This is a genomic window from Burkholderia sp. Bp9015, from assembly GCF_003853505.1.
Classification (GTDB): Bacteria; Pseudomonadota; Gammaproteobacteria; order Burkholderiales; family Burkholderiaceae; genus Burkholderia.
Map to the genome: position 1 here is coordinate 1 of NZ_QTPZ01000103.1, position 551 is coordinate 551.

Annotated in this window: 1 protein-coding gene; it reads right to left on the reverse strand. The window is 64.1% G+C overall.

Translation table 11 applies throughout. The features are described from left to right. A partial coding sequence (locus DIE12_RS37785) for an NAD(P)/FAD-dependent oxidoreductase (RefSeq protein ID WP_148092743.1) occupies window positions 1–551 on the reverse strand: 551 nt, incomplete at both ends.

Below are 551 nucleotides of genomic sequence, written 5' to 3' on the forward strand. Positions count from 1 at the left end.
GGATCGATTTCCCACAGTTCCTTGATGCCGATCCCGTACGCCTGCGGATCGGCGTTCGCGTCGAGCTTGAACTTCGAGATCAGTTGGCGGCCAAGATGACCGCGGCAGCCTTCGGCGAACAGCGTGTACTTCGCGTGCAGTTCCATGCCGAGCTGGAAGTTCTCGGTCGGCTCGCCGTCCTTGCCTACGCCCATGTTGCCGGTGGCGACGCCTTTCACGGAACCGTCGTCGTTGTAGAGAATCTCTGCGGCCGGGAAGCCCGGGAAGATCTCGACGCCCAGCGCTTCCGCCTGCTGGCCGAGCCAGCGCGTGACGTTGCCCAGCGAGATCACGTAGTTGCCGTGGTTCTTGAAGTTGTCGGGCAGCGCCCAGTTCGGCGTGGTGACCGCGCTGCTCTCGGACAGGAACAGGAAGCGGTCTTCCGTCACCTCGACGTTCAACGGCGCACCCTGTTCCTTCCAGTCGGGGAACAGCTCGGTGATCGCGCGCGGGTCCATCACCGCGCCCGACAGGATGTGCGCGCCGATCTCGGAACCCTTCTCGAGCACGCA